Below are 23,423 nucleotides of genomic sequence, written 5' to 3'. Positions count from 1 at the left end.
AGCAGGGGGAAAGACTGTTTATATGAGCACATACAAATCGATACATGTAGTTGCCCACACCCACTGGGACAGGGAATGGTATTTGCCGTTTGAAACTTTCCGTTTTCGGCTTGTCGGTCTGGTCGACCGTCTGCTGCGCACGATGGACGAAGACAAGGAATATCGCTTTCATTTCGACGGTCAAGTTATAGCTTTGGAGGATTACCTTGAAATCAGACCGGAGCGTCGGGCGGATCTTGAACGGTTCATTCGCGAAGGTCGATTGACCATCGGTCCGTGGTACGTGCTTGTGGACGAGTTTCTCGTCAGCGGGGAATCCATGATTCGCAATCTGGAGGAAGGAAGGCGAATCGGCTCGTCATTTGGACCGATGTTGGAGGTCGGCTATTTGCCGGACACATTCGGCCACATTGCTCAAATGCCTCAACTGTTGAAGGAATACGGGTTTGAGTACGCTCTCATCTGGCGTGGCTTAAACGGAACTCCCGAACAAGTGCCAACCGAATTCGAATGGGAGAGCCCGAGCGGGCATCAGGTCAAGACCGTACACCTGTCACACATGTACGGATATACGAGTGCCATGAACTTGCCTGTCGGCCAGGAGCAGGCCGAGGAGCGGCTGCGAGAGCTGATTGGCCATATCGGTCCGTATGCAAAGAGCGGTCATGTGCTGTTGATGAATGGCTTCGATCATATGGAGCCGCAGCGGCATATTACAGCAATGATCGACCAATGGAACACAAAGCCGAATGAATCTCCGATGAAATTCTCTTCTATTGAAAGCTACGTTCGAGACTGCTTTGGCGAATTGCCGAAGGTTCCGGTGTTGGGCGGAGAATTCAGACGTACGAGCCATACGCCGGGGGGCGTAATTAACACGATCATTCCGAACGTGCTTTCGGCCAGAGTGTATCTCAAACAGCAGAACGCGACCGTGCAAAATTTGCTGGAACGATTGGTCGAGCCTTTGGAGGCGTTGGCGCTCGCAGCCGGGGACGGGCATCATCCGGCCTTTGTCCGGCAAGCCTGGAAATACGTTTTGCAGAATCATCCCCATGACAGCATCTGCGGCTGCAGCATCGACGATGTCCATGACGAAATGGAGACGCGTAACCGCAAAGCCGGTCATATCGGCGAGCAACTGGTCACGGAGACGCTTGCGCGGATGTCCGACAAAGTCGATCTGTCGTGGCTGCCGCCGGGCGGCAATCCGGTGCTGCTGTTCAATTCGTTGCCCTGGCGCAGGGACGCGTTAACCGAAATCGAACTTGACGCGGATGACGCCACGCTATACAGATCCGTTAAAGTCACGGACGAGGCCGGCGAATCGTACGAGGCGGAAATCGTCGAATACGAGAAGGTTTGTCCGATCGAAACCGATTCGTTGCGGTATCCGCTGGGCAAGGGGGAGACTTACAGACATAAAGTCCGCATTTTCGTTCGCAATTTGCCGCCGCTCGGCTATAAGACGATTGCCGCTCAACTGCGAAAAATACCGGAATTTGCGCACATCCCGGCGAGGGCGACCTCCCATTCAATTGAAAACGAGTTCGTTCGGATTACGGCAGAATCTGACGGAACCTTGACCTGGACCGATTTGGAGACCGGAGAGCATTTGCGGGGTCTGCATCGCTTCGAGGACAGCGGCGACGTCGGCGACGAATATTTGTACTCCCGCCCGCTGCTAAACGAACATTTCACGTCTGCGATGGTCCGAAGCATTCGCGTATCGGGAGAAGGTCGCGGATGGCAGCGTTTGACCGTTTCCTATGAGCTGCTCGTACCGCGCTCGGCGGAACCGGATGCGAGAAGGAGAAGTTCGGATTTGGTTGCGCTGGACATCCGGACTGAAGTGACGCTTGTGTCGCGCAGCCGCACCGCGTCGGTCCAAACGACGGTGGATAACCGCGCGCTTGACCATCGCTTGCGTCTGTTGTTTCCGATGAAGAAGGGGGAACGGCCGATTCAGGCTGGAGGCGCGTTCGATGTTTCGGAACGGCCGGACCGCGTGCAGCAGCCCCCAATGGACGTCTGGGTGGAAAATGAACCGACGACTTTTCCGTTCCAGCATTACGTATTTGCCGACCATGGTGAAACCAGAACGATCGTTAACGCGCATGGACTCCATGAATACGAATGGATTCCTTCCGACCGCGCGGCCGATGAAGGGACGTTGGCGATTACCTTGTTGCGGAGCGTGGCCTATCTCGGTGGCGGTGATCGCGGGATGGCGACGACCAATCGTCCCGGCCCCGGATTAAAGACTCCGGGAGGACAAGTACAAAGGGTGCTGACCTTCCACTATGGCCTGACCGTCGATCGTCAAGATCGCGCTATCGCGCCTTGGCGCGTGGCGGATGAACAGGCCATTTCGGTTCAAAGTCGGGGTATCCTCATTCCGGATCCAAGTGAGGAAGCCGTTCCAGCGATAGCGGAATATCGACAAAGCGGACAGCGCGGTTGGTTGGAGATCGACAATGCGCTATTGCATGTCACCAGCCTGCGTCCGGCTCCGGATGACCGGGAGGGCATCGAACTACGTTTAGTCAACCTCGGAGAAACGGCTGCCAGCGGCTCCATCCGCGTCCGACTGCCGATTCTCGGCGCTCATGCCATCGGGCTGAACGGCGAAGTACGCCGTGAGCTGACGTTGGAGACGGACGGCACCGATCGTTGTCTGACCTTAGAATTGAAACCTAAGGAAATTGTCACGATCCAATTCACGATAAAGGAATGATTCGAATGTCGGACATTTACATAAGTCAGGATCCTACTGCAGCATCTGTCTTCGAATACGATCAAGTGCAAGAGAATTTGTCGTCCGGCTGGAACACCTGGTATACCCGCAGCGTCCTGACGCATGTGCTGCTGCCGGAGAGCGCCGCGATCAAGCTCGGCATCAAGGAATACCGGGAAGGCGGCTATCTGGCGGAAGCCCTGATCGGACGGCAAGGCAAGGATCAGGAAGTCGTTCGTCCCGGTTTGCGCAGCTACGACGGGTCTTATACCGAGCTGACCTTGCAATGGCGGGACATCGAGCTGCGTGTCGAAAGCGCGGTAGAAAACGGAGAACTTTTTCTGCTTGTCACTCCGCTGCGCAACCAGCTCAAGCCCGCTGTTCTGATCGCCGAATGCGGCATCCTGTGGAACCGCAAAGGGTATGTCCAACACGCGAACGACGGTAGCATCGAGGCTGTCTTTCCGGATCGGAACGTTAGACTCTATTCGACCGGCTCCGTCGTCGAGGAATATCATGTTCCCGCATCCGGACCCTATATCGCCTTGTCGCTCCATGAGACGGTCGGCTTGTCAACCGGCAAGCCGACCGGGTTGGCGGCCATCCAGGCGCTCATCGATCAGCGGCGCCGCGGAATTGCGGAAGCTCGCCGATTGGCATTTGGCGATGCAGCGGATTTGTACGCCTCCATGCAAGCCTGCATGGCATGGGATACAATCTACGAACCCAAATATCAACGGGTCGTCACGCCGGTAAGTCGCATCTGGAACGACCAGGGCTACAAGCTTTTCTGCTGGGATACCTACTTTGCCGCTTACATGTGCATGGAGGACAATCGCGACCTTGCTTATGCTAATGCGGTCGAGATCACTCGGGCGGCTGTGGCTGACGGCTTCGTGCCGAACTTCGATTGGTCGGGAACGGTCATTTCGCGGGATCGCTCACAACCGCCGGTAGGCTCGTTTATTGTTCTGCAGCTCTATCGCAAATACGGTGATCGTTGGTTTTTGGAGGAAGTATACGAGCAGCTATGCGCCTGGAACGCCTGGTGGCCGGATAATCGGCAGATCGAGGAAGGGTTGCTGGCCTGGGGCTCCAATCCGATGACGCCGGTAGCGGATAACTTATGGGAATCGGCGGGCGTCCACGACACGTTTGGAGCAGCGCTTGAATCCGGGCTGGATAATTCGCCGATGTACGACGAAATCCCGTTCGATAAAACCAAAAATACGCTAAAACTTGCCGATGCCGGTTTGATGGGTTTGTATATTTGGGACTGTCTCGCCTTGGCGGAGATCGCGGAAATTCTCAATGATCGCGAACGGGCTGAAGCGCTTCGCCGGTCGGCGGATCGGTTTGGTTCGGGCATGCAGCGGCTATGGGATGAGCAAACGGGCATTTTCCGTAATTTGAGGACCGATACGGGTGCATTCAGCGAACGTTTGTCTCCGACGAACTTCTATCCATTGCTGACGCCGTACGTTTCCGATGAGCAAGTAAAGCGCATGATCGACGAGCATTTATTAAACCCGGAGGAGTTCTGGGGGGATTGGGTACTGCCTTCCATCTCGCGGAATGATCCGGCTTATCCCGATCAGGAATATTGGCGCGGGCGAATATGGGCTCCGATGAACATGCTAGTCTATCTCGGTCTGCGCAACCAAGGAGAAACGGAGACGGCCCGGCTTCTTGCGGACAAATCGGCCGAACTCATCCTTAAGGAATGGGCGATGCACGGGCATGTCCATGAAAATTACAACGGCGATACCGGCGAGGGCTGCGACGTAAAAAACAGCGACCGCTACTACCATTGGGGAGGTTTGCTTGCCCTGATCGCCTTAATGGATCGCGGCTATGCCGTTTCCCCTCAGGAGATGACGAAGCAATCCCGTTAGAAAGCAGCAGATGCAACGGTTCATTGATAAAAATGGACCGTTGCAACTGAGATAAAAAATTGTTCCGTTTGTACCTGATCACTTAAGGAGCGTGAAGTATGGCTACAAGAAGCAAACGCCTCGTCTCATGCGTGCTAGCCTTAGCAATAGGATGGACGACAGTATCCACTGCTTTTGCAGAAGATGCAATAGCGAAGCCGACTTTGGTTGAAACCCAACGTACAGAGGACGCCCATTGGGCGGCGGCCACAATAAGAAGTTGGAAAGACTACGGCTTGATTAACGGTTATGCCGACGGTACATTCCAACCAAACCGGCCCATAGGACGCGCAGAATTCATTGCTTTGCTTAATCGAATCTTCAAGTTTACGGAGAAACCGGAAGCGGAGCTCGCCGATGTTCCCTCGCAAGCCTGGTACCGCGAGGACTTGCTGAAGGCAATAGGAGCAGGCATCATACAAGGGGATGGCGACGGCAAGTTTCGGCCGTTAAGCCCGATCAGCAGACAGGAAGCCGCGGTTGTTCTGGCCAAGGCGTTTCGCGCGAAGGCATCGGACAAGCAAGCTTACCTTAAGTTCAAGGATGCCGATACAATCTCAGGCTGGGCGACAGAAGCTATAAGTGCATTATTAGAACTGAAAGCGATTACAGGATTGCCCTCTGGCCATTTCGCGCCTGCATCGCTGTTGACCCGAGCCGAGGCTTTGACGATATCCGATCGGTTGATGGGTCGCTTGGTGAATGCAGCCGGCGTTTTCTCCGAAAATATCGACGGTAATCTGGTAGTGAACACCGAGGACGTTACTTTGCGAAATATGACGATTAACGGAAATCTCTACCTTGCCGCGGGCATCGGGGATGGCGATGTGACGCTTGACGGCGTTACGGTCAAAGGGACCGTTTACATGGAAGGCGGCGGCGAGAACGGCATTTATTTGATACGTTCCATTCTGGCCTCCCTCGTTGTCAATAAACCGGACCAACGGGTTCGTATCATTTCCGAAGATGGGTCGGTCATCGCAGTAACGCATTTGTACTCGGGTGTGAAGCTGGACGGAACCTTCGAATCGGTCATTATTCAGTCGGAAGGGTTGACGGTTCAAATCCTGGGAGGCACGATCGCCCAACTGCTTGTTACAAAAAACGGAGCTTCGGCGAAAATAAACTTGTCTCCCGGCGTCCGAATTGATCGCTTTATTGCCGAGGGGAAGGCAGATGTGACGGGAGACGGGGAGGTTGTTGAGGCGGACATACGGGCTGACGGCGTAAAGTTTGAGAAATCGCCCAGCCGGGTCTTGGTTGCGGACGGGGTCTCGTTCTCTGGCGGAACAACGGTTTCCGAGTCGGAGAATGAAGGCAACCCAGGCTCCGGGAACGGGCCGGGCGTTCCTGCACTGCAGGAACGAGTCATCCATTTTGCTTTTGGACAAACGAACGATGAACAACATGCAAATTTAATTGTGCAAGGCAACTCGGGAATCGATGAAATCGACACCAAAGTCGGAGAGCTGGCGGACACATACACCGTTCGATATCTAGAAGAAGCGGAATCGAGTATCTCTTTTGAAATGGATCATCCTTATCCCGGTCGTGAAGTCACACTGGAGTTGGAGGAAATTCATACCCGTTCCGATGAGCTATTGGCCTATACCGTTCTGGTCAATGGCGAAGAAGTGTATTTCAGGACGTACGAGGAAGCTTCGGAAGGTCCCAATCATTATTTTATTGAAGTGCCCGCTTCCGTTGCCGGAAGCGCGGGCAAAATCGAGGTAGAGCTTCGGAATTATGGGGATGCGCGCGTTCACTTCGGCCGGCTATGGGCGTACAGTCGATTTGACCGTTTGCTCGAGAACGAAGAGATCGGCCGGCAGATGACCGTCGGATTGCTCCAGCCGGTGCTCAAATGGGACGACTATGAGACGGATCTGCAGCTTGTTCGGGATATCAAGGATGAATATGCCGGAATGGATATGTACAAGCCTGCTCTGGGGTTCGAAATTCTTTACATGCAATGGAGCGAAAAAGAACTGGAGCGTCGTCTGGAATATTTAATGCGCTTATCAAGCGATGCCGACATCCCGATCCATCTCAGCATCAATTCCTGGTGGGGAGGCACGCCGAGCGGACCTGACGGCAAGGGCGGTCGCTGGACGGATATACCTTACAATCAGATCGTTTACGACCCGCTCAACATCGACGGCAGAGGCAACTGGAAATTGACCACGCCGAATATATGGTCCAATACGCCGTGGCTGACGATGAACAACGCGCACTACAACCAAGTGCGCGCCGACAAGGTCAAGGGAGTTGCCAGCTTTATTTCCGGCAAGACGGCTGCAATGAAAGCGAGTGGAAGTTCGCTGCCGCCTGTCGTCATTTTTACCGAAAACGAACCATTATATTGGCCTTATTTTGCTTTTAATGCGTCGCCGGAAGCCGGTGGAGACTTTGGGCCGGACACCATAGCTGCCGCGGCTGCCGACGGCGTTGCCTTGAATCCTGAGGATGGCTTGTCCCAGGAGGAAAAGTTGTGGATGTCGGGCAATCTTACGACTTATATCGGCACGCTTTCCGGCGCCATTGCGGAAGGCTACGGTTACAATGCCATCGTCGTCGATCAGGGGCAGATCATCTATCCCGACAGCCAGTTGATGGAGAATGCGTACACGCATATGTTCCCCACGCCAAACTATCCCGATTGGGACGAGAAGAGGGCGCATTGGGAAACGCATATGGTGAATGACATCCGTTTCGGGGCGGAGTGGGCCGGGGAGCTGGATGCCCGCTATCTGGACTATATCGTCGCTCGAGGCAAATACGCGGACGTAAATGCGGAACGAGGCAGTCTCACCGACATGCATACGCTGAAACAAGCGTACATGTACGGAGCCGACTATGTGAACGTGTACAACTATCATGCGGGCGATCGCCAGTTGATTGACGATTATGACGGCCAACGCGCAGAACTGGTCGCTGTACCCGCATACGACAAGCCATTTGGAAAATATGATTTCAAAGCTGTGGATTCGTTGACCGTAAATGCAATGCTCGTCGGTGTCGAAGGCGTACAGCGAGAAGTGTTGGTCGAAAAATATGTAGCGACTCCCGATAATGGGAACGTCGATGGCGGCCGTCTGACCTTCCGACTGGACAACGATGGCGATTCGTTCGCTTCCGGTCTGACCGTGAAAGTGGAAGGACGAGCACTGAGTTCGCTGAATGCCGATAACCGGGTCGAAGTTTGGGCCGGACCGGAGGAAGGCGATTTAACGCTGGCGGCGACTTTGAAAAATTTCAACTCGGAAGTGGTGGAGGTTAGCGATCATATCGATCGCGATGCGGATGTTGCTTATGTCGAGCTGAGGTTGTTTTCTCCGGGGTTGCCGTCCAGTTTGTACAGTTGGACCTCCATCTGGGCATTCGAAGCGTTTCTGCCGTGGGATAAACAAACCGGACATTCGGATGGTACCGTCTACACGGTCGATCAGATGCGCCTTCGGAATTTATGGATCAGCTACCGGGCGGATGTCGAGCGGCTTATGAATGCGTATCGGATCAAATCCGGCGAAAATGACACTTACCAATCCATAACGGCTCTCTACCGCGCGGGGAAGTATCGGACAGCATACGATCGGCTAATCCGCGAGCTTTCCGAGACCTTGCCGGCAAAATATACGGTTAAGGGGGGAGGAAAGCTCGGCAAGTTCCCGATTGAAATCGATCTCGGGGGCAGTCAGCGCATCGCCGATATTGTCCTCTACGAAGCCGATGAAGAAACGCGATTCTCATTGAAGGCTGAGGTTGTACGGGATGCGACAGTTACGTTGTCCGGTCTCGTGAACGGACAATATTACAAAGCCGTTTCCGATGATGGCGGCATCTATACGGTTCAAACGACGACGGCGGGAGATTCCGGGGCAGTTCTGGCTGTCGGAGGAAAAGCGGTATTTATACTGACGGTGTTTGCCGAAAGCGAGAAGCGGTATCCCGAGTCTTTTGAAGCTGCCTTTGTCAGCAAGAACAAGAATTTAAACAAGCCGACGCCAAAAGGATACATTTATTTGGAATCGCAAGACCCGGAAATCGGAGAATACGTCAACTTCGTAGAGCTGAAGCTTGCGGATGACGCCGTTATCGAAAGAGGAGCGGCCGGTGCGGAGGACGGCGAACTTGAAGAGGTGCCAATCGAGATATTGAACGATGGGGAATTGCTCAGGATCACGACGAACGAGAATAACGAGGCCGTCCATGTTCGTGCTTATTATGGCCAGATTTTCGGCACCGTTACGGACATTCGGCCGATCTCCATTCGGGGAGTGTCGAGCAATGCCGCGATTGAATTGGATGGACTACACGAGTTCGAAATTGGGGCGGATGCGGTGCTTGATTCGCCTAAAGCGACGGGGAGCGGCATTCTGACTGCCGATCTGGACGACTTGGGCTTCGAAATCGGGGATCAGGTTACGGTCACTTATAGTCCGTACACGTATGAGGGCAGTCCTGTCAGAGCACTTAAAATCGCCGAAGTGTACGATACGCTTGTCGCCGAAACGTTCGAGCTTGCGGATGGAGATTGGATGGAACGCGCATTTTCCGTTGACAACGTCCGCACTGTGCCTTTGGATGCCAATTATGCGGACAAAGTGGTCAGACCGGATCATATATCCGAAGTCGGCAGCATCGTATGGAGGATCAACAGCGGAACGCCAATGTCCGAGCTGGCGATCGAATACAGCGGCAGGGCGATCATGGGGAATCCGGACCCGCAAAGCGTCAAATGGTCGATCAGCGACGACTTGACGGAGTGGACTGAAGTCGGCGGAATCGAGCCCGGCGGAGAAGAAGGCAATTTCACCCTCACCCGCGCAATTCGATTGACGGATGATGTGGCGGGGCTGACAACGGTTTACGTTAAGGTCGAGCTTCGAACAGCTTCCAATGACACGTGGGCTAGCTTGAATGATGTCAAAATCAAAAAGAAAGCGGAATTACGCGAACTCGATTCCGCCGTGATCAGCCTTCCTGACGGTACGCTGTTCGCCGGGCAGTCCATTCCGCTTACGATCGAAGCCAGGTATAGCAATGGCGACCCTGTGTACTTGAAGGATGCCAGGATCGCCTATATCATAGGCGATTCCGATCTGGCGGAAGCGTCCGGAGGCGGTTTGAAGCTGAAACAACCGGGAACAACGACCGTTCAAGCCTATGTTTCAATCGGAGGCAATGTCGTCAAGTCCAATAAGCTGGCTTTGGAGATTGCTTCCAACAAGCTCTCCGAATTGGAAGCCGTTCTTGACAAGAATGTGATCGGCGCGAACGATACGATCGCCATTGCCATCAAAGCCTACAACGACCAAGCGGTGGAAATGAACTTGCAGCTGCTCAAGATCGATATGGCCAGCAGCGACGTATCGGTGGCCACCGTTTCGGATGAAGGCATCGTTACCGGAGTGACTGCGGGAACAACCGAATTGACTGTTAGGGCGACGCAAGGCGAAACCGTGATTGAACGGAAATTGGCGTTGACGGTTGCCGATGTCCGAACGATCTACGAAAGCCGGTTTGATCAGGTGACTTCCTGTTCGAACGAATCGGTGTGCCGCACGCTAGAGGCTAACGAAACGTACAAAGTTCCGACGGACGAGGTTGTCGTCATCGCAGATAAGGCGATTTACGGTAACGTGGAAGCGGCCGGAGGCGTATTCGTTCCGGCGATTCGCGGGTTTTATAAGGGGCAGGGCGGTCCTGACAATACGTGGCCCATACATGAGCAAGCCACCGTTATATACAAACTGGATAGCGCGGGCGACGCGTTTCTGAGTCTGAAGAGCGAGATCGCGGTCAGAGCGGGCGTATTCGGTTCCAAAATCAGCGTATATGTCGGTGACAGCGCAGAGAACGCAAATGAATTTGTAGGAGATCTTACAGGTGGCATAACTGAACTGGATTTCACTTCATTTGTCCAACAGAAAAAAACCGCGTATGTGAAACTGGTCATTGCTGAAACCGCATTTGATTGGGGAGGCATCGTTTCCGTTACATTTAACGAATTGACGATCGGCTCCTAAACGGGAAATGCCATATGGGACGTTGTGCTCCGACTCTGGTAAAGCAGCCTGAGTCGGGGCATCCGTCCCACCCTAAATGACAAAGCTTAAGGAGGTTCGATGATGAAAGGATCCAGGTTGTTAGTCAAATCATGGACAGTTGTTATGATTGCGGTTCTAATCCTCACATCCTTTGTCTACCCGGCGAGCAAGAGTGAAGCTATGGCGAGCGGCATCGAATTATTCGTTAATACGACAGTATCCTCGGTAGATACGACGGTCGTGAAGTCTGGAACCGGTACGGTCGGAACATCCATGACCATAACCACGCAGATCGGGAATAACGGGAATTCGCCTACACCCGCCGGTCAGAACGTTACCGTGAAACTCTATATTGACGGCGATTACATCAGCTCGCAGCAAATTACCCCGCCAGGGGGCGGATTCAATATGGCGGTGAACGCATCAGGCCAGGCTTGGAGTTTAAGATATTTGACTTGGACCTGGACCCCGACCAAAGATGGCAATCATCTGATTCAATATGAAATCGTAAATAATTACAGCGACGCGTCGGCGCCAAACAATCATTGGATCTATACGGCTGCCGTGACGGACCCGATTGCCGGCGTGCTGGATACGGTTGATTTTGGCAATAGCGGTAGCGAAACGAGCCATGGGCTTTCATCTAATGGTGGTGGAACGGGTACTTACAATGAAAGCATCGGAAAAATAGCCGAGACTTATAATTACCGAAATACCGGCAGCAATGCGGGAGATTGGTTTAGCGTCAACATGGCCAACAACTCGAGTCGTTATGGAACGCTCGCGATCCGAGAGATCCATCCAGTCGGTTCGGCGAATTATCGTAAGGTGTTAAATAATCCGGATCAGACGGGTTCGGGCAGCGGCGGCATACCCATTGATGTAAACGTGACCGGTCAAACGTTTACGACCGGACCGAACACGACTTACATTCCTTCTATTGCGGTTCAGATTGAGAAAGTCGGACTTGTCCAGACCTCCGCAAGCATGAATTTGACATTGACCTTGTGGGATTCTCCCTATAAGCATCAACAGCTTGCTCAAAGCACTTTGTTGGCTCAATCCGTTCAAGGCGGTTACGCATGGGAGATTTTCAACTTTGCCGAGGATGTCGGCGTGCTTCCGGGCAACCAGTATTACATGGAGTTTACGACGAGCAAGCCGTTTGATAGGAATAACCGGTACATTCTTTACGGTTACGACGCCAGTTCCTATGCGGGCGGCACGCTCTACTCGGGCGGATCCTCGGTAAGCGGAAAAACGTTATCCTTCAAAACCGGCCCGAATATTCCTACCTCGTACGATATACAGGTTGGCGGGCAACAAGTCGGAGGTACCGATCAATTGTCGACCGGCAGCGGGTTTACGGCGCTTGATGTCGACAACTCGACGCCTCCCGGTCAAACCTTTGCCGTTGGAAACACGACTGAACTGCAGGCCATCGCCCTGCAAGTGGAGAAGGCGGGTTCGATTCCGGCGGATAATGCCTTGGTGTTGACGCTTTACGATACGCCGACGACAAGCGACAGCTCTTACCTGGCTACGCAGCCTTGGAATACGGATGTTATCGGGCAAGCCGTTCTTTCCCCCGACGAGGTGCCGGGCGGGTATGACTGGGCTACCTTCGTGTTTCCGCAAAAAGTGCTTGTCTATCCAGGAAGAACCTACTATTTTGAATTGACAACTGTAAAAGCGTTCGATTCGTCCAAACGATTCGTGCTGGGTTTTTATCCGACGAGCACTTACAAGCGCGGCGCTTTGTATACGAACCGTTCGATGCAAAGCGGACAGACGCTGTCTTTCAAAAGTTCCCACAACCCGCTGTTCAAGACACGAAATCTGTATGATCGCGGAATCGGCGCGCTTACGCATTTTGTGGATTTGCCGCAGTTGTACGCCGGAAGCTCGATTTCGGTCAAAGTTGTCAATCAATTGCCCGGTTCGGTTAATCATGCATACATCGATAAAATGTGGAACTATGCCGGCTTCGACACCTATGCGGCGAGGTACGATGTTCCCATGTATTTCTCGCCCTTGCTCGGCCGTGCCAGCGAGAATTCCGCAACTCAGCGTTTTCCGGAACAGGTCGATGTCATTAAGAATAATGTAATTACCCGCACCGACAATTATCTTGGAGGCAATTCAATAAAACCGGGTTTTTCGTTAGAAGAATGGTATGCCAAAGACACGTTAAACGTGCAAACCGATATCGATTATATTATGGGAGTAGCAAAAAGCGCCGGAATTCCCGTCAATCTTTATCTGAACTCGACTTGGGGCGGGACGCCGAACAGCCCGTACAATTCCATCCTCTATGATCAGATCCTGTTCAGCGGCACGGATCATTACAGCGATCCGAACATGAATTTGCTGACGCAGTCGTTGAATTACGCAACGGATTCGCATTATGGAAGGACAATTCCGAATATCTGGAGCAGTACCTCATGGCTTACATTCAATAACGGCGGATTTACGAGCCCCGCTTCAGGAACCTTGAACCGATTCAAGAAGGATCGGCTTGGATTAAGCACGGATCAATTAAACAAGAACATACTCGATTTGGCGAACAGTAATCAGGACAACCTGTTGCTGAGCGTATCGGGCGACAACGAACCGGCTTACTGGGCCTATCAGATGGACACGGATTCGGATCCGACGCTTGGGTATGCTTCCGTCAACAGCGGGAATATGCGCGTACGAGGTTCCGGCGATTTCGGACCGGATGCCGTCGCGCAAGCCAGTGCGGACGGCGTGACCCTGGACCCGTACGCCGGCAACTGGGATACGATGAAACAGTGGTGGCAGACCAATTTGAATAACTACAACCAGTTTATCTACGGCAACATCAATAGGGGTCTCTATAAACCGGTCACGAAGATTGACAACAACACGATTGCCTACGCGACAGATGGGGTCAAACATAATCTGTTCACGCAAAATCCGACTCATCCGACGTATCCGTTATTTGATATTTATCATTCCGGTTATGAGGCTGCGGTTGTAAACGAAGCGGCAACCGGGATCGAAAGTTACTTTCTGAGTCACGACTACTCCCTTGCGCAGCGAATCATCAGCAATGTCGGGCGAACCGCCAACTTGAACCAAGAGCACAGCGGATTGCCGCTGGGCGACTATGACAAAAATACGGCCGGCTCATTTATGCTGGGCCTCAGGTATGTAACGCTTTACAATGTCATGAGCATATCCAGTCCGTATTACAACCCAAGCTTCGCCGCCTTTAACGATAAAGTGAGCGCTTTTTCCGGGGACCCGATTCGCATTGCTACATTAGTCAATCAACGCAGAAAGAATTTGACGATTGCGGCAGAGCGTGACGCTGTTCGTTTAAAAAATTCGTTCACGCTTCTTCCTGGAGACGCGCTGGCTTCAACAAAGTTGACCGCAGGAAATACAGCCTATAATGCCGGCGATTTTCATACAGCTTACAAAAATTATATTGAAGCAGAGAGCGCTGCGGCTTCAATCTTGCCGGCACCATTTGTGGTATCGGGAACGCAGGGGACATTATCCCCTTACCCTTTGCAAGTTACGCCGGTTTCCGGCGCCAAGTCGAATATTGTGGTTACGGCTAACAGCAGTTCGGAACTGGAATTTACGGCAAGTTCTACGGTTGCCGGCTCGGTCACTTATAAGACAACCGGTGCGATCGGATCCAACCAGGTTTATGTAAATGGATCATTGGTTTCCTCAACGGCTAACGGTGCGGGAAGACAGTTCAGTTATTCTCATACTGCCGGTGCGACGGTTACTGTGGAATTTAAATAGACTCACAATTGAGAGAAGTGGCTGTAACCCGACGGGCAAGTGCCGAGAACTTTCCTCTCGGCACTTGTTCTCATGTAAGAAAGGAAGTTGTTCATATGATTAAGGTAAGTTCGCTGACAACCGAATACGCAAATAATCCATTGGGCATAGACAAGTCCAATCCCCGGCTTGGCTGGATAAACGAGTCCATGCGGCGAGGGCAGCGTCAATCCGCTTATCGCATTCTGGTTTCCATGTTTGAAGAGAATCTGGACTCCGGGTTCGGGGATGTATGGGACTCCGGGAAATGCGAGAGCGGCCGCTGTGTTTGTATCGACTACGAGGGAGAAAAATTGCGGTCCGCTACCCGTTATTACTGGAAAGTATGTGTATGGGACGAAGAGGACCGTATTTCCTCATGGAGCCCAATCGCTTGGTGGGAGACGGGATTCCTGCATCCGGAGGATTGGTCCGGTGCGTGGCTCTCGTCCGACGGCGAACATGCGCCGCTTTTCCGCAGGGAGTTCCAAGTTGAAAAGCCCCTCAAACAAGCCAGGCTGTATATAAGCGCGGCCGGTTATTGCGAAGCTTATCTGAATGGCGGCAAAGTCGGGGACCACAAGTTGGAACCGGCGTTTACCGTTTATAATAAGCGAAATTTATATCATGTCTATGATATCGGGCCGCAGCTGTTGGCGGGTAAAAACTGTGTCGGCATTGAGCTTGGCAGAGGGTTCTACGGATTGCGGACACCCAATGTCTGGAACTGGCATAGGGCCGAGTGGAACGACAATCCCCGGTTTATTGCCCAATTGGTCATTCTATATATGGATGGATCCGATCTGCTCGTCAAGACGGACGATCGTTGGGAGTTGATCGAGGATGGACCGACCGTATCCGATTCCATATTTGCCGGTGAGCGGTACGACGCAAGAAAATACCGGACGGATTGGAATAAGGTCGATTTTTGTGCCGCGGATGCATGTAAACCGAAGATAGTTCCGCCACCATCGCCGCGGCTTGAGGCCCAGTCGATGCCGTCGATCCGAGTCGCGGGGCATGTGAATGCTGCAAAAATGGCCGTTTTAGGGGACGGCCACTATGTTTTCGATATGGGAGACACGATAGCGGGTTGGGTGGAAGCGACTATTCGAGGCGGGAGACCTGGACAATCCGTCTCATTTATTTACGGCGAAAAGCTGGATGAAACCGGCCGCGTCGATAACCGTCAGACTGCGATCGAGGCGGAAATACAAACGGATCACTATTTGAAATCGAGCGGGCAGGCTGAAAAATGGGAGCCGAAATTCAGCTATAAGGGTTTTCGGTATGTAGAGATTTCGGGGCAAGGAATCAACATGGGACTTTCAGATGTGACAGGCAAACGCGTGCATACCGATTTGCGGTCAACGGGACGTTTTCAATGCTCCAATCTTCTGTTTAACCGGATTCACGAGGCAACCCGCAAGACGCTGCTGAACAATTTTCACGGCATTATTACCGATACGCCCAAATACGAGAAAAATGGCTGGCTCGGCGATGCCCAACTGATTGCCGAAACGGCTGCCTTTCAGTTTGATATGGCCTTGTTCTGGGAAAAATGGCTGATCGACATGCGCGATTCCCAACGGCCGGACGGGTCGATTCCCGTTATGGTTCCCGACAGCGGGTGGGGTAACTTTCACGCGCCGGAATGGAGCAGCGCCTACGTCCTGATCGCCTGGCGTTTATATTGGTACTATGACGATATGCAGGTGCTCCGGGAGCATTACGGCAGTTTGAAAAGGTATACCGAATATGAGATCGCCTTGCTTGACGGAGGAATGTCCAGCAGCGATTTGGGCGATTGGTTGGCTCCCGGCTATTCGGAGGGACGTTCCCCGGAGGGCGGCCAAATTACTTCATCGTTCCACCTCATTTTGGTGCTGCGAACGATGGCCGGCATTGCGGGCCTATTGGGATTTTCGGCAGATAGCGGGCGGTACGGGGAATTGGCCGAAGAAACGGCCGAAGCACTGAACCGCGAATGTCTCGATCGGGAGAAGGGACTTTATCATACGAACCAGGAAGCGGGATACCGGCAAACGTCAAATATACTGCCGCTTGCACTCTCTTTGGTGCCCTCGAATGTCGAGAGGCAGGTCGAGAACCGCTTGCTCGAAGATTTTGAACGGCGAATGGGCGGTCATGCCGATGTAGGCATTATTGGTCATAAGTATTTTTACCCGACTTTGACCCGATTGGGATATGGAGAGGCGGCTTATCGGGCAGCGACACAAATCGCTTATCCGAGTATGGGGCTATGGTTTGAGCAGGAAGCGACCACGTTATGGGAATATTGGGACGTTAACACTCGTTCGAGAAATCATTATATGTTCGGGACCATCGTGCAATGGTATTATGAGTACATAGCCGGTATTCGGCAAACCGCAGCCGGTTGGTCCGAAATGGAATTCAAGCCTCACGCGCTTGGCGACCTGACTTCGGCCGAAGCCACGCTGGACACGGTAAAAGGGACTGTACATGCTGCATGGAGCCGTACGGCGGACATATCGTTCGAACTGACGGTGCATGTCCCCATGCAATCGCGCGCGATGGTTTACGTTCCTATATTGCCCGCAGGGCAAATAACGGAAAATGGGCTGCCGGCTGATCAGGCCTGCGGCATTCAATATATCAAAGACGAAAACGGATTTCGGGTTTATGAAACCGAAGCAGGCCGTTACGCATTCGCAAGCAGATAAACTCTGAAATATCAGCAGCTTAAGGAGCATGATTCATGTCCAGTACAATAAACGATGTAGCAAAGTTGGCTGGTGTATCCAGACAAACGGTTTCACGGGTCATCAACAACTTGCCGCTCGTAAAACCCGAGACAGTCTTGGAAGTCCAAAAGGCAATTGCGTTGCTCGATTATCATCCTAACGCGGTAGCTCGCAATTTGGCGATTAAAACGGTCAAAACCGTCGGTTTGTTCATGCCTTTCGACGTGGAACAAGTGAGGCAGAATATGTTCTTCTCCACGATATCCGCTACAATATGCCATTATTATGCAAAGCAGGACTTTGTGCTTCAATTGTTTACGTCGCCGGATGATCGCAATTATAGCGAGTTGTTTAAAAAACTGTATCGCGAGAAGCGAGTCGGCGGGTTGATCCTAACTTGTCCATCCGTGAATAACGAGGACGTGATGGAATTGCTTGCCGCAAAAATTCCGTTTGTGATCATCGGTCGGCCGGGGTTGGAGCTTGAGCAAATCAACTACGTGGATGTAGACAACGTCAAGGCAGCCTACCTTGCGGTTCAAAGGATGCTAGAGCTCGGTCATCGCAAAATATGTCTACTCAACGCACCTTCATCTATGACGCTAGCGGTAGATATTCGCAAGGGAGCTGAAGAGGCTTACCGAGAAGCAAGCATGCCTATAGGAAACTTAAGCGAAATGCACATCGATCTCACTTTGAAATCAGCTTATGAAGCCACATTACATGTTTTGTCCAAAGACGATCGTCCGACTGCATTCGTGACCGCCGACGATTTAATTGTATTGGGTATAAAAAAGGCAACGGATCATTTGAATCTGTCTATCCCAACGGATCTTTCCGTCATTTCCGTGATCAAAAACGGCTGGGCCGACTTGCTGCCGATGCCCCTCACATACATTGACGCTTCCTTTGAGGATTTGGGCACGCGATCCGCTCAATTCATGTTGAAGACCATTTCCGAGCCTGAAAAAAAACATATGATGCAAAAAAAGCTGAAACCGGAACTCATATTGGGGGGAACGTGCGCGCGAGTTGCAATGCCGGTATGAGAATATGGAGGAAGGGCAGACAGCCGGGGCAAACCGGCAACCCATTGTTGAAGACTGCCAGTTGAAGCTAACCGAGAGAGCCCCTGAATCCAATCAGAGGCTCTCTCGCGCTCTTGGCAGCGCGGTAGGGGTCTCAGCAAATTTTATCCTTCTGCCATCTTATGGATTCGTCAAATGAAACTTGCTGCAGCTTCTCATCCGTCCAGTAATATTGCAGATCCTTGCGTTCCCAGCCCATATACAGCTCATCCCACGTATAGGGTCCATGCGGCAGCAGGGACAAGGCTTCAATAGGCTCGCTTGCAGGCTGAAATCGTAAATCGCAAGAGAGCCTTATCCGACCAGGCGTTTGATTGCGAAGCGCTTTATGGACGGTCAGGCTGTTGAAGGCAATGACATCGCCCGCTTCATAGTCCCCTCCGGCCCATTCGCATCCGAGTCCGCAAAGAATGGATTCCAGTCCTCCGGCGCCGGAATTCGCTGTTACCCCAAGCAGTCCCGCACGGTGACTTCCTTCCAGAATCGTCAAGCCTCCAAGTGTTCCGGGGACGTCGCCGAGAGGCACCCAAGTGGTCCAAGTCTCATAGCTTCCCTGAATGTGGATGAAATCCTGATGGGACGGCGTCGGATACGCCATCTTGTGAGGAAGCATCAGCCTGCCGATATTGCGGGGATGCGCAATGGCACGCTCGCCGAACAGCGTCGTGAATATAGACAGCAGCTTCGCTTCATGTGCCAGCCCATGGAACGCTTCGAGACGCTGCACTTCCTTATAGATGTGAAGCGGGACTCCGACGCCATTCCAATTCGCCTCTTCTTCGCTCAGACTGTCGACAGCGGCCTGGTTCGCAGCGCCTGACAAAAGCGGATGGCTCCGATCCAATAGTCCATTAGCATCCAGGATGGTCAGAAGCTGGCGCCTCACTTCCAGAATGAGCTCGCGAGGGAATAATCCTTTAAAGAAAAGATATCCATCTTTCTGCGCTCTATCCCTTAACGCTTCGGCATCCTGTAGGAGTGTTGTAGAGTCCTTGAACGTTCGCGTTACTGGTTTGTGGTCGGGATTGGAAAGCGACTGAGACATAGCTAATCCTCCTTATTTATCAAATATCGATCTATAGCTTTTAGTATAAATACAGTATTTACAGAAGTATTTAGATCGTGCAGACTTATATTTAACGATTATCGATATAATGAGGAGCTATGTCCAATGCCTGACAAGCCCAATCCGGCCCGAATTCCGTGGCATATGGTTTCCCCCGTCGTATCTTATGCAAACTACTTGAACTGTCATGCCGGCGACAGCTTCGGGCCGCGTGTCATCGAAGATTATCAGTTCTTGTTTGTTGCATCGGGAAAAGGCCTCGTATGCATTCAAGGGAACGCATATGAGGCCTGCAGCGGAGATTTATTCTATTACGGACCTAACGTTGTACATTCCATCATCGCGGATGAAGCGGAGCCCTTTTCTCTGTACGGCCTTCATTTCAACTGGAGCTCCGAGCTCGTTCCAGTCGATCGCCGCATAATGCCGCACATTTCTTTCGTGAAGGGACAAGAATACACCCGCATGGACAACCGTATTTGCATTGGCGACAACCTTTCGGAGACGCTCTTTATTCAAGATTATCAGAAGTTGTCCAGACAAGTGTTCCTTCCTTATTTCGAAAGACTTGTCCGTGTCTATGGCGCCAATGAAGCCTTTGCTCCATTGCAACTGCGGGCTTATGTAATCGAGCTGCTCATTGCGATGAAGAAAACAGGCGAAGCGTCCGAGTTGTCGCTTGAGACAACTAATCCCGTTGTGCTTGCTATAGCTGATCAACTGGATCAACGGGTGAGAGAGCGCTACGACAGGCAATGGTTAAGCCAATATACCGCTTATCACCCTGATCATGCGTCTCGTCTATTTCGCGAACATACAGGCCGAACACCTTATAACTACTTCATGCAACGTAAAATAGAGCTTGTAAAGCAGCTGCTTGTAAGCACGAACGATACTCTCCTTGAGATCGCGGACCATGTTCAGGCCGGCTCTATTCATGCTTTTACAAAGTGGTTCACTCACATGACGGGCTTATCGCCGGGCCGCTTCCGGAAGCGAAGCAGGATGATCTAAGAGGATCCCTACGAAAAAGACCGCTCCCCACTGTATATAAAAATACAGTAGAGAGCGGTCTTCTGTTCCGATACGGGTTCCCGCATCGACTACTATGATCGGAGTAACACGATTCGAACGTGCGACCTCACCCACCCCAAGGGTGCGCGCTACCAGGCTGCGCCATACCCCGACGCTAAAATAGACAGCGTTTTCTTAAACGCTGATTACTTGAAATTATACTACTCGTTTTCCTTGCTGGCAAGAGCCTGCTTAGTAAATCGTCCCAAATGTTAAGTTTTTGTTCTTGTCTCCGGGCAGCCTGCATTTCCTATACAATAAAGGCATTCGGTTTTTTACGGGAGGCCAAGCCCATGAAGTCGTTTTCGAAGGAAGAACGCAGTTGGATGTGGTATGACTGGGGGCATTCCGCTTACTCCGTCATTATATCGACTGCCGTATTCCCGCTGTTCTACAAGGCGGCTGCCGAGCAATCCGGCATTAGCGGAGCGGATTCTACCGCGTACTTGGGGTATGCGATCGCAATCTCCACGCTCATTCTCGCCCTTCTGGGACCCATCTTAGGGACCATTGCCGACTACCAAGGGTTCAAAAAAACCTTCTTCGCCGGCTTCAGCCTGCTGGGCGTCATCTCTACGGCGCTGCTGACCTTCATACCAAACGACCATTGGCAGCTGCTGCTGATTTGTTATGTCTTTATTATGATCGGCTCCGCAGGATCGAATGTGTTTTATGACGCCTTCCTGGTCGACGTGAGCGATGACGAACGGATGAACAAGGTGTCAACGAGGGGGTTTGCGCTTGGTTATATCGGGAGCACGATCCCTTTTATCGTCAGCATTGCGATCATTCTTCTGGCTCAGCAAGAGGTGCTTCCGCTGTCGGTGACGGCGGCCAGCCAGATTGCGTTCTTCATCACGGCAGTCTGGTGGGGTGCGTTCACGCTGCCCATGCTGCGGCATGTCCGGCAAAAACACTTCATGAAACGGGAGCCCCGCATTATCGCGAACAGCTTCGGCAGGCTGTGGGGCACGCTGAAGGAAATTAAACGATACCGAGCGCTGTTTCTGTTCCTGCTGGCGTACTTCTTCTATATCGACGGGGTAGGCACGATTATTACGATGTCCAGCGCCTACGGCTCCGATTTGGGTATCGAGGCGACCGATTTGCTTATTATTTTGTTCGTGACGCAGGTTGTAGCAGCTCCGTTCGCAATGTTATACGGGCGCCTTGCCGACCGATTCGGGAGCAAGCTGATGCTTTACGCAGGCATCGTCGTGTACATCCTCGTGTGCATTTACGCCTACTTCATGAAGACGGCGTTCGATTTCTGGATTCTCGCCATGCTGGTCGCTACCTCGCAAGGAGGCATTCAAGCCTTGAGCCGATCCTACTTCGCCAGAATGGTGCCCAAACAAAATGCGAACCGCTTCTTCGGCTTTTATAATATTTTCGATAAGTTCGCCTCGATCCTGGGACCTTTGCTCGTCGGCCTGACGGCGCAAGCTACGGGCAATACCAGTACAGGCGTGTTCAGCCTTGTCGTCCTGTTCCTGATCGGTGGAGCCATTCTTACGCGGGTGCCGGAGCCGGGTCAGGGATCCGCGATCCTGCATGCGCCTGGCGGAGGCGTCAAGCCTCCGCCATGATCTCGCCGGTGCGGCTCAAATCGTAGTTGGCAATCGAGCGAAGTTCCCGCTTAAAACCGTCCGAACGCAGAATGCCGAGAACGGACTCTATCCAGAGCTTGTTCTCCGGCTTCTTCAGCATGACCAGATCGTAGCGCTCCTGAATGAGCGGAATGAAGCTGACGCCTTGCACGATGGAGGCGGCTTTGGCCGTCCCGACGCCGACGTCGGCTTCTCCGGAGGCGACTTTGGCCGCAACGGACAGGTGATTCGTAACCGTCTCCCCGTAGCCTGGCAAGCTCTCTTGGGGAATGCCGCGCAAGCGAAGCTGCTCGTCGAGCAGCACGCGGGCGCCGGCGCCCTGCTCCCGGTTCGCGATGCGCAGGCCGGGACGAGCCAGGTCGGACCAGCCTGCGATGCAGTGCGGATTGTCCTCCGCGACGAACAGTCCCGCGCTGCGTGTCAGCAGATTGACGACGAGATAAGGCATGCCGACGAGAAGGCGACGAATGTAAGGCACGTTGTATTCGCCGCTGTCTCCGTCCAAGAGGTGGGTGCTGACAAGGTCGGCTTCGCCTTTGTACATGCGGATCAGGCTGTCCATGCTCCCCATGTGCGACCGAAGCATCCGATATTCCGGCAGCTCCGTTTCCAAATGTCTGGCGAGAACGTCCAGACTGATGTCTTGCCCCGTAATCACGATGGAGCGGGGAATTGACGGGGAGCTTGGGGCATCGTGCGAGGCGGGCTGTTGCCGCTGACCGAGAGGACCCTCCGGGATCATTCGGTTCCGACGCTTGTACGCCTCCAGGTCGGCAGCGTCTACTCTCATTTGTTTGCCGACGCGGTAGGAGGGGAGCTCGCCCTTTTTGATCAGGTCGTAGACGGTCAGCTTGGATATTTTGAGCAGCTTCGCAAGCTCATCGGTCGTATAGGAGATATCGGACGATTGTGACATGGCGTATGTTCCTCCCGCTGAATTAAGCCGTTATTCTATGAGTTCTATTTTAGCATAAGAGTAGGGAAGCGGCTCCCGTTCTGTACGAGGGCCGTCATGGTAATCCGAATCGGGCGAGGGCCAAGTTTCCTTGAGAGTGTCGCGACATACGAGGGTGCGAGGAGGTGTGCAGCCCGTGCCATGGTATCAGAAGGCGATGATGCTCATCGGTCAGAACCAATATGCCGCGAAACAGTACCCATTCCATACTGTTCAAGACATCAACGGATTCCCGGGATGTTCGACGTCGGCGGGACCGTTTTACTAGGAGATTAATGACGCGGTAGAGGAACGTTTGTATAAAAAGGGGGCGAAGGCTCCCCTTTTTGATGCGCGCGGGAGCTTTGCGCCAGTAGCCCGACTTTCTCGGGCTATTGCG

General features: G+C 52.7%; 11 protein-coding genes and 1 tRNA gene. 9 read left to right on the top strand and 3 right to left on the bottom strand.

Features of this window, described 5'->3' with window-relative positions:
- The first annotated feature begins 22 nt into the window (after window positions 1–22).
- The 6 genes from B1748_RS16675 to B1748_RS16650 all read left to right on the top strand — a co-directional run bounded on the left by B1748_RS16675 (window position 23) and on the right by B1748_RS16650 (window position 18,300).
- Window positions 23–2,737 carry an alpha-mannosidase gene (locus tag B1748_RS16675; RefSeq protein ID WP_087569069.1) on the top strand — a complete coding sequence of 905 codons (2,715 nt, stop codon included), beginning with the start codon at window positions 23–25 and terminating at the stop codon, window positions 2,735–2,737.
- A 5-nt stretch (window positions 2,738–2,742) separates the two neighbouring features.
- Window positions 2,743–4,632, top strand: a complete 1,890-nt coding sequence (locus tag B1748_RS16670; RefSeq protein WP_179215628.1) for an MGH1-like glycoside hydrolase domain-containing protein — start codon at window positions 2,743–2,745, stop codon at window positions 4,630–4,632.
- A 98-nt stretch (window positions 4,633–4,730) separates the two neighbouring features.
- On the top strand, window positions 4,731–10,700 hold the full coding sequence (locus B1748_RS16665; RefSeq protein ID WP_087569067.1) for an S-layer homology domain-containing protein: 5,970 nt from the start codon (window positions 4,731–4,733) through the stop codon (window positions 10,698–10,700).
- A 102-nt stretch (window positions 10,701–10,802) separates the two neighbouring features.
- Window positions 10,803–14,507: a hypothetical protein gene (locus B1748_RS16660; RefSeq protein ID WP_087569066.1), complete on the top strand. Its 3,705-nt coding sequence runs from the start codon at window positions 10,803–10,805 to the stop codon at window positions 14,505–14,507.
- A gap of 95 nt (window positions 14,508–14,602) precedes the next feature.
- Window positions 14,603–17,230 carry an alpha-L-rhamnosidase gene (locus B1748_RS16655; protein WP_087569065.1) on the top strand — a complete coding sequence of 876 codons (2,628 nt, stop codon included), beginning with the start codon at window positions 14,603–14,605 and terminating at the stop codon, window positions 17,228–17,230.
- Between the two features lie 35 nt (window positions 17,231–17,265).
- Window positions 17,266–18,300, top strand: coding sequence for a LacI family DNA-binding transcriptional regulator (locus B1748_RS16650; RefSeq protein WP_087569064.1), 1,035 nt, complete (start codon window positions 17,266–17,268; stop codon window positions 18,298–18,300).
- 133 nt (window positions 18,301–18,433) lie between these two features.
- Here the strand turns inward: B1748_RS16650 and B1748_RS16645 are convergent, their stop codons facing one another.
- Entirely contained in the window at window positions 18,434–19,384 is a 951-nt protein-coding gene (locus tag B1748_RS16645) for a phytanoyl-CoA dioxygenase family protein (RefSeq protein WP_087569063.1), read from the bottom strand.
- A gap of 126 nt (window positions 19,385–19,510) precedes the next feature.
- On the opposite strand from B1748_RS16645, the gene B1748_RS16640 reads away from it, so the two are divergent.
- Window positions 19,511–20,419 carry an AraC family transcriptional regulator gene (locus B1748_RS16640; protein ID WP_087569062.1) on the top strand — a complete coding sequence of 303 codons (909 nt, stop codon included), beginning with the start codon at window positions 19,511–19,513 and terminating at the stop codon, window positions 20,417–20,419.
- A 98-nt stretch (window positions 20,420–20,517) separates the two neighbouring features.
- On the opposite strand, the gene B1748_RS16635 is transcribed toward B1748_RS16640, so the two are convergent.
- Window positions 20,518–20,591: transfer RNA gene (locus tag B1748_RS16635), tRNA-Pro, on the bottom strand.
- Between the two features lie 181 nt (window positions 20,592–20,772).
- On the opposite strand from B1748_RS16635, the gene B1748_RS16630 reads away from it, so the two are divergent.
- A complete protein-coding gene (locus B1748_RS16630; protein ID WP_087569061.1) occupies window positions 20,773–22,068 on the top strand; it encodes an MFS transporter in 1,296 nt (431 codons plus the stop codon).
- Here B1748_RS16630 and B1748_RS16625 read toward each other — a convergent pair.
- Window positions 22,052–23,005: a helix-turn-helix transcriptional regulator gene (locus B1748_RS16625; RefSeq protein WP_087569060.1), complete on the bottom strand. Its 954-nt coding sequence runs from the start codon at window positions 23,003–23,005 to the stop codon at window positions 22,052–22,054. The two genes, B1748_RS16630 and B1748_RS16625, sit on opposite strands and share 17 nt — an antisense overlap.
- 175 nt (window positions 23,006–23,180) lie before the next feature.
- Between B1748_RS16625 and B1748_RS37540 the strand changes: the two genes are divergently transcribed.
- The gene (locus tag B1748_RS37540; protein WP_256975718.1) at window positions 23,181–23,312 is read left to right on the top strand and encodes a hypothetical protein; all 132 of its coding nucleotides are present in this window, start codon (window positions 23,181–23,183) and stop codon (window positions 23,310–23,312) included.
- The last annotated feature ends 111 nt before the right edge of the window (window positions 23,313–23,423 follow it).

It is taken from the genome of Paenibacillus sp. MY03 (assembly GCF_002165585.1).
Taxonomy (GTDB): Bacteria; Bacillota; Bacilli; order Paenibacillales; family Paenibacillaceae; genus Pristimantibacillus; species Pristimantibacillus agaridevorans.
Note: the sequence above shows the minus strand (reverse complement) of the source record. Positions and strands in the feature narration are given on the sequence as shown.

Bases quoted from the DNA above. Each gene is read 5' to 3' on its own strand.
- B1748_RS16675 (WP_087569069.1), top strand. From the start codon at position 23: ATGAGCACATACAAATCGATACATGTAGTTGCCCACACCCACTGGGAC.
- B1748_RS16670 (WP_179215628.1), top strand. From the start codon at position 2,743: ATGTCGGACATTTACATAAGTCAGGATCCTACTGCAGCATCTGTCTTC.
- B1748_RS16665 (WP_087569067.1), top strand. From the start codon at position 4,731: ATGGCTACAAGAAGCAAACGCCTCGTCTCATGCGTGCTAGCCTTAGCA.
- B1748_RS16660 (WP_087569066.1), top strand. From the start codon at position 10,803: ATGAAAGGATCCAGGTTGTTAGTCAAATCATGGACAGTTGTTATGATT.
- B1748_RS16655 (WP_087569065.1), top strand. From the start codon at position 14,603: ATGATTAAGGTAAGTTCGCTGACAACCGAATACGCAAATAATCCATTG.
- B1748_RS16650 (WP_087569064.1), top strand. From the start codon at position 17,266: ATGTCCAGTACAATAAACGATGTAGCAAAGTTGGCTGGTGTATCCAGA.
- B1748_RS16645 (WP_087569063.1), bottom strand. From the start codon at position 19,384: ATGTCTCAGTCGCTTTCCAATCCCGACCACAAACCAGTAACGCGAACG.
- B1748_RS16640 (WP_087569062.1), top strand. From the start codon at position 19,511: ATGCCTGACAAGCCCAATCCGGCCCGAATTCCGTGGCATATGGTTTCC.
- B1748_RS16630 (WP_087569061.1), top strand. From the start codon at position 20,773: ATGAAGTCGTTTTCGAAGGAAGAACGCAGTTGGATGTGGTATGACTGG.
- B1748_RS16625 (WP_087569060.1), bottom strand. From the start codon at position 23,005: ATGTCACAATCGTCCGATATCTCCTATACGACCGATGAGCTTGCGAAG.